Source organism: Pedobacter anseongensis, assembly GCF_037482965.1.
Lineage (GTDB): Bacteria > Bacteroidota > Bacteroidia > Sphingobacteriales > Sphingobacteriaceae > Pedobacter > Pedobacter anseongensis.
Window position 1 is genome coordinate 1,008,169 of the sequence record NZ_JBBHKB010000001.1, and the last position, 12,182, is coordinate 1,020,350.

General features: G+C 37.3%; 9 protein-coding genes. 1 reads left to right on the top strand and 8 read right to left on the bottom strand.

What is annotated here, in order from left to right; all coding sequences use genetic code 11:
* Positions 1-25 precede the first annotated feature (25 nt).
* From WG904_RS04600 to WG904_RS04610, 3 genes are all read right to left on the bottom strand, one after another.
* Positions 26-1,462: a TolB family protein gene (locus WG904_RS04600; RefSeq protein WP_339578114.1), complete on the bottom strand. Its 1,437-nt coding sequence runs from the start codon at positions 1,460-1,462 to the stop codon at positions 26-28.
* 108 nt (positions 1,463-1,570) lie between these two features.
* On the bottom strand, positions 1,571-3,310 hold the full coding sequence (locus WG904_RS04605) for an outer membrane protein assembly factor BamB family protein (RefSeq protein ID WP_339578115.1): 1,740 nt from the start codon (positions 3,308-3,310) through the stop codon (positions 1,571-1,573).
* Between the two features lie 41 nt (positions 3,311-3,351).
* Complete coding sequence (locus WG904_RS04610) at positions 3,352-3,753, bottom strand: hypothetical protein (RefSeq protein WP_339578116.1); 402 nt, start codon at positions 3,751-3,753, stop codon at positions 3,352-3,354.
* A 172-nt stretch (positions 3,754-3,925) separates the two neighbouring features.
* On the opposite strand from WG904_RS04610, the gene WG904_RS04615 reads away from it, so the two are divergent.
* Positions 3,926-5,008 carry a DUF4407 domain-containing protein gene (locus WG904_RS04615; RefSeq protein ID WP_339578117.1) on the top strand — a complete coding sequence of 361 codons (1,083 nt, stop codon included), beginning with the start codon at positions 3,926-3,928 and terminating at the stop codon, positions 5,006-5,008.
* Here the strand turns inward: WG904_RS04615 and WG904_RS04620 are convergent.
* The 5 genes from WG904_RS04620 to WG904_RS04640 form a co-directional block, all read right to left on the bottom strand.
* Positions 4,998-5,447 (bottom strand): GNAT family N-acetyltransferase, encoded by a 450-nt coding sequence (locus WG904_RS04620; protein ID WP_339578118.1) that lies wholly within the window; start codon positions 5,445-5,447, stop codon positions 4,998-5,000. The two genes, WG904_RS04615 and WG904_RS04620, sit on opposite strands and share 11 nt — an antisense overlap.
* Before the next feature lie 2 nt (positions 5,448-5,449).
* On the bottom strand, positions 5,450-8,035 hold the full coding sequence (locus tag WG904_RS04625) for a phosphoenolpyruvate carboxylase (protein WP_339578119.1): 2,586 nt from the start codon (positions 8,033-8,035) through the stop codon (positions 5,450-5,452).
* A gap of 183 nt (positions 8,036-8,218) precedes the next feature.
* A complete protein-coding gene (locus WG904_RS04630; protein ID WP_339578120.1) occupies positions 8,219-9,766 on the bottom strand; it encodes a DHA2 family efflux MFS transporter permease subunit in 1,548 nt (515 codons plus the stop codon).
* A gap of 12 nt (positions 9,767-9,778) precedes the next feature.
* Positions 9,779-10,858, bottom strand: a complete 1,080-nt coding sequence (locus WG904_RS04635) for an HlyD family secretion protein (protein ID WP_339578121.1) — start codon at positions 10,856-10,858, stop codon at positions 9,779-9,781.
* Positions 10,859-10,870: 12 nt separating this feature from the next.
* The gene (locus WG904_RS04640; protein WP_339578122.1) at positions 10,871-12,175 is read right to left on the bottom strand and encodes a TolC family protein; all 1,305 of its coding nucleotides are present in this window, start codon (positions 12,173-12,175) and stop codon (positions 10,871-10,873) included.
* Between the last annotated feature and the right edge of the window lie 7 nt (positions 12,176-12,182).

Here is a 12,182-nt window from a genome sequence, read left to right on the forward strand (position 1 = left end):
TGTTTTTTACAAACATACGAAAATCCTATTTCGTTCCAGTTAATTGACCCATTGGAATTTTAATTTGATGAATCACTGACACTCCGTCTCTAAACGATACATAATAGAGCATTTCTGTCTTCTCATCGTAATATGGATTCGTATCAAAACTTGGTCCATTTACCTTTTGTCCTAAATTTTTTGGCTCCGACCAATTCTTCCAGGTATCATCTAATCGTGTACTCACATAGAGGTCGAAATCGCCATAACCACTATAGCCGTTACTCGAAAAAATAATCGTTTTATTATCGCTCAATAAGAAGGGATTGGTTTCATCGGCAGCTGTATTTAAACTTCGGCCCATATTCTGGAGAATCCCATAAGTTACTTCATCTTTTGGTTGCGTAAAATAAAGATCAAAGCCTCCTTGTGTTAAATCTGATTCGAGACCAAAAATAATTCGCTGACCATCTTTCGTTAAAAAGGCATCTGCATAATCGCCATAATTGCTATATGCTGTAATTTTTAAAGGTTTTTGATAGGTATAAATTCCGTCGTTAACTTGAAAAAAATCGAATCCCACAGCATCGCCATCCCACCTAAACTTATTTTCACTCCCCATTAGCATGGTTTTTGTTTCAGGAACAAATCCTAAGATATAATTCAATTTTTTGTCGTTCCTGATCTTTTTAGTCACATCTATAATTTCGGTTGGATTACTGAGGTTGATGGCATGAATCTCTCCTGCCTTTTCGTACATACTTAGCGTATAATAAAGGTTATTATCCATTATTGAAATAGCACTCAAATCATAATCGCGATCGGGAGAGTAAATTAACTTATTCGGTGCAGTTAAATTATCAGCCCCTGCAATTAAATTTACCTGCGGCTGTATTGCCTCATCACTATCAGAAATAGCGATGGCGTCGATTTGCTTCTGGCCCGGTTTTAAGCCAAAGTTAAATTCAATTCTAACAATTTTAACATTGCTTTCGAGATTTTCTAAGTGAAAATACTCAATATCGGCATTGCTTTCGACATTTTGGGCTACTTCTATTTTTCTTCGCTTTTTATTAAAGTAATATGCTCTATCTGGGTTTCCCTTTGTTTGCAATGACGTGATCCACCTAGCATATCCCCCTGTTTTTTTACTTACCGTGTGTAATTTACCAGAAACATTGCCAACTTGTATCCGTGTTACACAACCAGCATTGAGGTTTTCGAATACGGCTATTTGCTTAACAGCTTGTGCCTTTTCAAATTCAACCTCAACAAAAGCGCTTCCCAAAGCATCTTTAGAAACCCAGGCATTTGCACTTGCCCCTCCTTGAGGAAAGGCATCAGGTTTCCCTAAAATCCGTTTAACGCTATTAAGTTTACCTCCTAAATCTGAAGAGTACTTTAAAACTTTTGCAGCGTACTGTATTTGCTGTGCTTGAAGAAATAGCGGGATTGATAAACAAATAAAGAGGAGTTTTTTCATAAAATATAATGTTAAGTTCTTTCGCTAGCGCTCAGGACGACAAAATCGGCACAAAAAACGGCTGCAGGTAAACCTGCAACCGAACCATAAACAATGTTGCTTGCACAACTAGTTGTTAACCTTAATTTTTTCTACTTTTTTACCTTTAAAGGCGAAAATAAACTCTCCATCATGTGTAATATCGATCCCATCACCATAACGATCGCTACCACCTTTACCTTTTGATTCGACTTTACCTTTAATTTCACCATTTGTCATGTCGACCCCATAAATTACATTTTTAGAATTTTTTTGGTTACGCAAGAAATAATTACCTCCAATTTCATAGAAGAAATCTACATCTGGGAGCTTATCGGTAGCATACACTCTTTTTCCATCGGCCTTTTTGTAACTCGCTAAACCTTTCTCAGAAAGCACCACCACATTATCTCCAAAATTAATAACATCGGTTGCCTTTCCTACTCTTGCATCATTGTGCTTTACATCAAATAGCTGTTTGCCCGAAGCAATATCGTAAGAGTAGAATTGATCACCATCGCCTACAAAAACGGTTTTATCTTCGTGAATAATCATATCGGTAATTCGCTTGTCGAATCTTTCTGAACGCCAAACGGTTGCCCCAGTTTTATCGTCGATTGAAAGAATACCATTTTTTTGTGCGATGTAATCGGTATAGATTTTTGCCTCTCTTTCCGTTCCTCCGCTTGGTGTTCTACGCGTAGTGATTTCTTGTACTTCTACCTTGCCCCCAATTTGAAGCATTACACGTCCGCTACCTAAATGGATATTGGGCATAGAGAAAGCTCCAGCAATCTTTTCTGAAGCCCAAAGTAATTTTCCAGTCGCAATATCATGTTTTTCGACATATTTAGTGCGACTACGGTTGGCGAAGATAACAATGTAAACCGCATCATCGGTAAAAATTGGATCGGCCAAGGTACCATATATCCCCTTTTGGCTTTTATTCCCTAAAAGACCCGACCCTCCCGATTTGGTCATGTCGTTTTCATAATCTACCTCCCAAATTTTCTGGCCATTTTCTAAATTAAAGCATTGTAAACCATCTAGCCATAAATACACTTTACCTCCAATGATGTTAAGGTTTACCAAGGCTTCGCGGGTAATCAGTTTTTTCTCTATTGTACCTCTAAACGTAGCATCCCATAAAATCTCGCCATTCGCAGCATTTATTTTTACCAATTGATTTTTAAATCCCGAAAACAGGGCCGCCAAAGCATTTGGTTTATAATTGATCATTACAATTTCATTCTTGTTTTTATCGTAAACATACTTTCCAATACTGCCTTTAAATAATTTAGTTTCCCAAATTTTCTCGCCAGTTTTTGCTTTTACCATGTTTAGCCCATCTTTTTGAGCAATCATAAAAGCATCAAGCTCATTGATATAGTTTACGGTTTCTACTGGTCCGCCATCTTTAGACAATAAGTTCTGATAGATTTCAGTATTCCACATTTCTTTACCTGTTTTTACGTCTAAAACAGCAATTCTATCGGTACCTAACTTTCTCGCATCGAACAAGAATAAATAACCCCCATCTTTACTCCTAACATAGAATTGAAATTCAGCCGAGTTGGTTTTGTTGGTAGTGATTTTTTTATAATCTCCTTCCCATAACTGTTTTCCTTCACCATTAAGAACGGTTGCAGAGTTCCCATCTGTTCCCAATACAAAAGATCCGTCTTCATTAATCATAGAGATTACATCCGCTTTATTCGAGAATTCTGATTCCCAAACCGTTTTAAAATTGCCAGATTTTTTCTGAGCCTTAGCTATTCCACCGCCAATGGCGATTAGCATTAAAAAAATGATTGCTTTTTTTTTGTTCATGGTTTTATTGTTTTCATTAATCAATAATTGTTTTTCAATGGTTATTCAATAGCTATCGTTTGCCTAATCTTATAACGTTGTTGTTTTGGTAGTTTAAATTCAAATTTTTGTTTCAATAATAGGTCTGAAACGTATTCGATAAAATCGATGTTTTTGATATCACTATCTACTTTAAAAAAAGAAGAAAGCTTACCGTTTTGTACTACGCCAATATCTACTACGATATATCCTTTAACATCTTTAAATTTTTTGTTTTTCTTTTTTATAAAGTCATCGCTTTTAATAATTGCGTCTACTTCTTTAGTCACCGCCTCCTGAACTTGCTCTTCTTCCGTTAATACCGGGCGCTTTTGAGCAAATGATTTAAGTGAAAAGGAAATGCTTAAAAAAAAGCATAATCCTGTTAACAATAGATAATATTTTAATAGAGATGGTTGTTGCATAAGTGGTTTGCTTTATCCTTCCTCAAAATTGGGCGAAATTTATACCTCTTGAAATACCCTTAAATTGGTATTTTGACATACCCAATAACACGTAGTTTATTTGTTTTTTCTTGGCCTCGTGTAACAACTTCTATTTTAAAGCGTTTAATAATAAATTCTTTATTATTGCGCTATGAATAGCATCTCTCGCTTTTTTTGGTTTTGCTCTGGCATACATCAAGACACTTTAGAAAAACATCCGACCGAAGAAAATAAATACGTAGGCATTGGCGCTACTATCTTCTTTACTGGCTTATTTGCGGCTTTATCTGGCGGTTACGCTATGTATTTTGTGTTTGCAGGAGGCGATTTTGCATGGCTTTTTGCCATCCTCTTTGGCATTATTTGGGGTTTAGCCATTTTTAATATGGATAGATACATTGTATCGAGCATTAATAAAAATGTGTCGACCAATAAGCAATTATTGCAGGCTACTCCGCGAATTTTATTGGCTATTATGATTGGAATGGTAATCTCTCGTCCATTAGAACTTAAAATTTTCGATAAAGAGATAAAGGAGCGTTTAAAAGTAAGTTATTTAAATGGGCAGCGCTCAAAAATCGACACATTAAATAAAGCCTTTGATAAAAAATATACAATTGAGATTGGGAAGTTAAATGATAAGAAAAAGCAGCGTGATTCTTTAGCGGCTACTATAAAATCTGATCGGCAAAAATTGAACTTCGAAATTTTCGGAAATAAGACTACTGAAACATCGGGTGTAATGGGTTATGGGCCGTATGCAAAAAGAAAAGAGCAAGAGCTTAAGCAAAGGGAGCAGAACTTAGATACTTTAAATAGTGATGTGAGAGGTTTAGAAAAATTTGTAGATGGCCGGAAGCAATTTGATGGTTTAATGGCGGAAAAACTTTATACCACAAAACAATTGGATAGCCTAAGTGCCGTTGCTGGCTTTGCCGATCGAAATTGGGCGCTGGGGCAGTTAAGTTTTAACGTAGATGGAACCAGAGATACCAATACCGCAATTGCAGTAACCTTTATTGGGCTACTCTTTATCTTTTTCGAATGTTTACCTGTGTTTGTGAAATTGATGAGCAGTCCGGGTCCGTACGATAAATCTATAGATAGTATAGAAAGTGTTCAGATGTATGATGCTGGTAAAGATAAAGACTTTGGGATTGAAGTGGCCGATGGAATTCATGAAACGAGGGTCGATACAGAGGTTGAGCGTAGAAAGCAGCTGCTTAAACATTAAGAAGCATATCAATATGTTCAATACCATCTTCTAAATATACCTCACTCGTTTGAGCAAATCCGAAACCTTCGTAAAATTTCCTTAAGTATAATTGGGCACCAATTTTAATTGGGTTTATGCCAAAACCCGCTTTAGTTGCTTGTATTGCTTTTTCGATTAAAGCAATCCCAATTCCTTTTCCACGATGGCTTGATTTGGTGATTACTCTACCGATACTTGCTTCTTCAAATGATACGCCTGGAGGTAAAATCCTGCTGTAAGCGACTAGCAAATCTCCATCAAAAGCTATAAGGTGAAACGATATTAAATCCTTATTATCTATATCTTGGTATACACAGTTTTGTTCGACTACAAAAACCTCGCTACGCAATTGTAAAATAGCGTAAAGTTCGAGAGTTGTTAATTCGTTGAAGGATTTATAAGACCAGGTTAATTGCATGGTTATGCCAAATTCCTTCCTGCATTTACAATACCGTATACGGTTCGAATAGCCAATTTCTCGTAAGCCTGGCGTTCATCATCAGTAACCTTATGCTGTAGTTTTTCGAGTGCAAAATGCTGGATTAAAACTAAGGGAAGGATAATTTTTTCGCGAACAGCGATCGACTGTTTTTCTACAGGATAGTTTTCCATCAATATTTGGTGACCTGCCAATTTTAAGAGCATGGTTTTAGAAAGCTCGAATTCATCATGTAATGTTGTCCAAAATGCGCCAAATTTTTTATCTTTTGCGAGGTATTCGGTAATCGAGAAATCTGACTTGCTCATCGACATCATACAATTGTCGATAATAGTTTTAAAATAACCCGATTCTTGATAGGTTTTAGCTACCTGCTCCCAATTGCCTTCCTTTTCTTGATTTTTAAGGGCAGTTCCGATGCCGTAAAAACCGGGTATATTTTGCTTTAGCTGACTCCAGGCCGTTACAAAACTAATTGCTCGTAGGTCCTCTAATTTTAAAGCTTCACCAGAATTTCGCTTTACTGGCCTGCTGCTGATTGTTATTTTCGAAAGTAGGCTTAGAGGTGATAAGACTTCTAGGTAGGGTAAAAACAGCTCATGTTTTCTTAAGGCTAAAAAAGCATTATAACTATCGTTCGCCATCTTTTCTAGAATAGAAAAATTAGCTTCATCCAAAAGCACATTGTGTTTTTCTTTCATTCCGGTAGAAATACCAGCATTAATAAGTTGTTCGATATTGAATTCGGCACTATCAATTGATCCGTATTGTGAGCTTATAGTTTGGCCTTGTATAGTTAATTGAATATTCTTATTCGCAATTTCTTTACCCATAGCCGCATAAAACCGATGAGTTTTACCTCCACCACGTGATGGTGGTCCGCCACGACCATCAAAAAATGCAAGCTGAATATTATGCTTTTCAGCTACAGCGGTTAATGAAACTTTTGCCTTAAAAATAGACCAATTAGCCATCAAATAACCTCCATCTTTCGTGCTATCTGAATAACCTAACATAATATCTTGCCTACCCCCTCTTCGTGCTAAATGGGTGCTATAAAATGGATGTGAATAGAGTGTTTCCATTATTTCGGCGGCGCCGGATAAATCGTGCACAGTTTCGAATAGCGGTACAAAATCGACACTTAACTCTTCCGCTTCCCATCCGTTCCACAAAAACAATTCTATCAATTGTAGAATATCGCTCGCCCGCTGGCAATTGCTAATGATAAATCGATGGCAAGCCTTTTCGCCATTGCGCTGTTGCATTTGCTTAATTTCGGTAATGGTTTGCAAGGCGTCGTGGATTAATGCATCAGGTTCGGTGGCATAAATAATTTTCGCACTTTTAAAGCTGAGTGATTTTATTTTCTCCTCTTCTGATAAGTTGTTATAATTTTCACTAAACAAAGAATTTATTGGTTTTTGTTCGCGGCAATACGCATGCACATTTCTTAAAATCCGACTGTCCTGTCGGATATCGAGCGATGCAAAATGACATCGATATAGCTCCACTTTTCGTTGCAAATCATCAACCAATGTTGCAAAAAGGCCATCGTGATCAGTGATTAGAATATTTTTAATCTGTTCTAAGTGCGTGATTAAACTTTCAGATATATCTTCTGGTGTTAAATTACTATCAAAGGCATTCTTATAAAGAATATCCTGCAAAACAGCCATCGTGTCTTCTACGCCCCTAAAGGTAATACGACGTTTTATGTTTCTAAAATCGCGATAATAGCATCTGAATAAAATCTGGCGAAGCATTTTCGAAACCTGCAAGGTTGTTTCGGGATCTACATTCGGATTGCCGTCTCTATCTCCTCCTGGCCAAAAGCCCAATTCAATAATTTTTTTCGAATCAACATGAAATTCTCTTAACAATTGGTTAATTCCTGTTTGAATATTTGCTGCGGCGAAGTAAAATACATTTTCTAAGTACCAAGCTAAGCTTAGTGCTTCATCAACCGGGGTTGGCGATTTTTTATTGAAAAAAGGCGTTTTACCCAATTGCTGAAGCAATTGATTAATAACGCTAATATCGTTTATTTTTATTGCCGCTGTTAAATCGTTAATGATGGCCAGTACACTTCCCGGATAGAACTGCGTTGGATGTGCTGTTAACACCAATCGCAGCGAAAAATCTTCAATCAATTTATCCACTTTTTCGTGCAATTCTTTACTATCTACCGTTTTATGAAACAATGCACGTAACGAACTTTGCTCGTCTTTAACGTTCAGCTTGTTAAAAGATGCATCTTCAACGGCATCAAAAAGTACAACCTGGCGCTCTATGTATTGAATAAACCGAAACAGTAAATCCGTAATATCTTTACTATTTGTAGTGGCTGAATATTTTGCAAAAAATCGTTCGATAAGTATTGCGGGAGTTTCATGATTCTTAACTCCATCTTCACAACTTTTAATAAATAAAGGCAATAAAGTACCAGTATCCTTAATTTTATAAAATGGAAGGGTTAAAAAGAGACTGTTGTAAAGTTCGAATCGAGAGATAACCTCGTTATTAAAAACGGATTCCCGTATACTTGTTGGCTGATGTGCTTGCATGGGGGATAAGATAGTAATTTGTGATAATTTTTGCAAATTTCGAAATAACTTACTACCTTGTATCCTATAAAGGTTTTTTAAACAAATCTTTTAAACGTATCTATGAAATTTCTTTCAGAGATTTTATAAAATTGTTAATTTTTTGGGAAAGATAGTCCCGGCGTAAAGTCGGGACTATTTTATTTAATGCACATCTGTAGGCACATTTACATTCTTTTTGAATTTTTGCAGGTACAGCAAAGGAATAGAGCACAACATTATCATCCCGGCCACCCAATACGCATCGTTGTAGGTTAATAGCATCGTTTGTTTAATCAACGATCCTTCTATTGCTTTCATTGCCATCAGTTTTGCATCCAGATAAGAAGATCCTTTAGCCATAAAACCGTTGATTAATGCACTGAACTTTTGTGTAAATGCAGGATTGTATTCGTTTACATTCGCCACCAAATTACTTCTATGAAAGCCTTGACGCACATGGATTAAGGTAGTTAATGCTGCAATTCCAAAAGATCCACCAAGCTGGCGGCTCATGTTGTTCAAGCCCGAACCCTGTCCAATTTCTGATCCTTTTAAATCTTGCATCGCCAAGGTGGTTAGCGGAACAAAAAGTAAAGCCATTCCAAAACCCCTAATCACCAATGGCCAGAAAAAATCGCCCGTTCCCGACGATAAGGTCGATTTGCTTAACATATAACAGAACACGAAAAACAAGAACATCCCTCCTGTAGCCATAAATTGTGCAGCAACACCTTTTTTAAGCATTATCCCGATAAACGGCATCATAGAGATGGTACAAACTCCTCCTGCTATAAACAATTTACCCGTTTGTAAAGGTGTAAATCCTAATAAATTTTGCGCAAAAACAGGAAATACGAACACAGAACCATACAGACCAAAACCTAAAATAAATGAGGTAAACATCCCTATAGAAAAACTTCGATGACCCATAATTTTAAAGTTAACAATCGGGTGGTCAGTACTCAATTCTCGCCAAATGAATAGCAGTAGGCCAAAAACAGATGTCACCGCTAAAGCAACAATATAAGGTGTAGCAAACCAGTCCTCGCTTTCGCCCTTTTCGAGTAAGGTTTGTAAACTACCAACGGCAATGGCCAATAATCCAATTCCCCACCAATCTACCGGCTTCCCTTGTCCATCTCTTGGTGTCTTCTTTATAAAAGTTATTGTACAGTAAGCGGCCAAAATCCCGACTGGAATATTTACATAAAAAATCCAAGGCCAATCGGCAACTTCTAAAATGTAGCCTCCAATGGTTGGCCCTACAGTTGGTCCTACAACAGCGCCGAGTCCAAATAGTGCCGTAGCAATACCTACATCTTCGCGGGGCCATGTTTCGATAAGAATAGCTTGCGCATTTGAAATTAGTCCACCACCTGCCAATCCCTGCAAAATTCTAAACAGAATTAATTCATTCAATGAGGTTGCATTGCCACACAGAAAAGAAACGAGTGTAAATACAACAATTGAGGTTAAAAAGTAGTTTTTACGACCAAATCTACTCCCTATCCAACCCGACATGGGCAATATAATTACATTCGCAACAGCATACCCTGTAGATAGCCAAGCGATATCTTCTAACGTTGCTCCTAAGTTACCTTGAATCTGTGGAATCGCTACGTTTACAATAGTGGTATCTATCAACTCCAATAAGGAAGCTGTAATTACCGTGAACGTAATGATCCATTTTTTAAACCCTACTTCGGCCATTGTTCGTTTAAGTTAAATAGATACGGAAACTTTAACGCTCATTCCTGGGCGTAATTTTTCTAAAAACGCTTTGTCTTTAGCATGAAATTTAATTTTTACAGGCACACGTTGTACTACTTTAACATAGTTACCTGTAGCGTTATCAGGGGGCAACAAAGAACCCTTAGCACCCGTAATCGGGGCAAAATTGTATACTTCGCCATCAATTTCTTCATCAGGGTAAGCGTCTACAATCACTTTAACTTTTAATCCAGCTTTTAACTTTTGAAGTTGTGTTTCCTTAAAATTGGCCGTAACGAATAGACTGTTATTATCAACAATTGCGAACAAAGACTGACCAGGTTGTACCAATTGACCTTTTTGAATATTCTTTTTCGATACGATGCCGGTAGCTGGCGCTTTAATTTGCGTATAGGATAATTGTAATTTTGCAAAATCTACATCCGATTGGCGTTGCGTTACACCCGAATTGCTTACGCTAAGCTGAGATTGCGTTGTGCCCACTTGTTTAACTGCAGCGTTATATTGGTCTTGCGCTGCCTCATAGGCAGCCTGAGCTGATGCTTTTGCAGCCTCGGCCGATTCTTTATTGGCCTTTGCCTGATCGAAAGCTTGCTGTGTTATGGCACCATCTTTCAGCAGGTTAGCATACCGATTAAAATCTTTCTCCGCTAAATTTAATTTAACATTTGCCGCTTTGACATTTGATTTAGCCGCTTCGATATTCGATTTTGCGATGCTTGTATTTGCTGCTGTCGCTGCTATCTGAGCTTCTGACACTCCTACTCCAGCATTTGCACCTACTTGGCCTGCTTCAGCCTGTTCTAATTTAATTTTGTAGTCGCGATCATCTAAAGTTACCAATACCTGGCCTTCTGAAACTTTGGTATTTTCTTCGAAATTAATTTCTTTAACATAGCCCCCTACGCGAGCTACTACCGGACTAATATCTCCATCTATTTGTGCATCGTCTGTATCAACGTGTTTTGTCGAATATATATATTCTTTCGCCCCAAAAGCTATACCTGCAATTAGGAGTACGGTTAATAGTATTGGGAGAATTTTATTCTTCTTTTTTGCTTCCTTTGTCATTTTTGGTTTATGTTATTTTGAAATTTTTCCTGTTGATTTTAATAAAGTATAATAGGCTAATCCTGCATCCGCTTTTGCGATCTCGAGATTAATTTTTGCTTGATACAATAAGGTTTCGGCATCAATCCTATCGGTTACCGATGCAATGTTGTTTTTGTATTTTGAGGCCAACAAACGATCGTTTTCTGTAGCTTGAGCAATCGAAGTTTGAAGTACATTTATCTTCTGAACGGCTAAGTTGTAGTTCTGATAATTTCTATTGACTTCTGTTTTTAACTGGTCGGTAACTATATTTTTTTGGACCCCAATTTCTTGCTGTTTAATACTTGCTTCAGCAACTTTATTCTTGTTTTTCCAAAGGTTAGCCACATTCCACGAAACGGTAGCACCTACGGTAACGGGCACAATAAATTGATTACTTGGTGGAATAAAGCTTCCACTAGGATTAATATAATACAGGTTTGCTCCTAGTCCAACCGTAGGCAATTTATCAGCCTTAATGGTTTTAATCTCAAAGTCGGCTACCTTATTTTGCAAATCCAATTGCTGCAATTCTTGGCGATTGGCGAATGCGCTCGATAAATAGGTATCTAATGTGCTAACAGCTTTTAAAGAAACATCATTTTCGTCGATTAAGACTTCTGTATTGTCTGCCAAGCCCAGTAAAATATCCAGATTATAATTGATAATTTTACGGTTGTTCTCTATTTCGAGCGCGGTTAACGAAACATTTGCCTGTTGCAATTGAAATCGTAAAACATCATTTTTAGTTACGATCCCTTGTGCAAAAAACTGTTCGGCTTGTTTTAATTGACTCGCAATTGATTCCAGATTTTGCTCAACCACCTTTTTGCTCTGCATTAATTTATACAAGGAGAAATACGTGTTAATTACCGCATAACTAATTTCTTCCTTGTTTTTTTCGAGGTCTAAACGGGCAACATTGGCTAGCAATTTTGTTGATTCTTTAGCGTATTTTAATTTGTTTGCTCCATATACCAATTCTTGTATGCTGGCTGTACCTACAAAAGCATCGGCCCTATTGGGCAAATGAATGGGTTCAGCGCCACCTATTTTTAAGGTATTTGTGGGAATTTCGGCGTGATTGTATAAAAAACTTGCAGATGCGTTTGGCAAAGCGTTATCGTTAACCACTTCGAGTTTAGCAACCGCCTCGTCTATTTTATTTTGGGCGAGCTTTAAATTTTTACTGTTAGCGATGCCCAGTTCGATAGCTTCAGATAAGCTAAGTTTTTTCACGGATTGTGCGTTTAAAATAAATGGGAGAAGGAGAAGTGCGAAAATTGTTTTTTTCATGAGGGTA

Bases quoted from the DNA above. Each gene is read 5' to 3' on its own strand.
- WG904_RS04600 (WP_339578114.1), bottom strand. From the start codon at position 1,462: ATGAAAAAACTCCTCTTTATTTGTTTATCAATCCCGCTATTTCTTCAA.
- WG904_RS04605 (WP_339578115.1), bottom strand. From the start codon at position 3,310: ATGAACAAAAAAAAAGCAATCATTTTTTTAATGCTAATCGCCATTGGC.
- WG904_RS04610 (WP_339578116.1), bottom strand. From the start codon at position 3,753: ATGCAACAACCATCTCTATTAAAATATTATCTATTGTTAACAGGATTA.
- WG904_RS04615 (WP_339578117.1), top strand. From the start codon at position 3,926: ATGAATAGCATCTCTCGCTTTTTTTGGTTTTGCTCTGGCATACATCAA.
- WG904_RS04620 (WP_339578118.1), bottom strand. From the start codon at position 5,447: ATGCAATTAACCTGGTCTTATAAATCCTTCAACGAATTAACAACTCTC.
- WG904_RS04625 (WP_339578119.1), bottom strand. From the start codon at position 8,035: ATGCAAGCACATCAGCCAACAAGTATACGGGAATCCGTTTTTAATAAC.
- WG904_RS04630 (WP_339578120.1), bottom strand. From the start codon at position 9,766: ATGGCCGAAGTAGGGTTTAAAAAATGGATCATTACGTTCACGGTAATT.
- WG904_RS04635 (WP_339578121.1), bottom strand. From the start codon at position 10,858: ATGACAAAGGAAGCAAAAAAGAAGAATAAAATTCTCCCAATACTATTA.
- WG904_RS04640 (WP_339578122.1), bottom strand. From the start codon at position 12,175: ATGAAAAAAACAATTTTCGCACTTCTCCTTCTCCCATTTATTTTAAAC.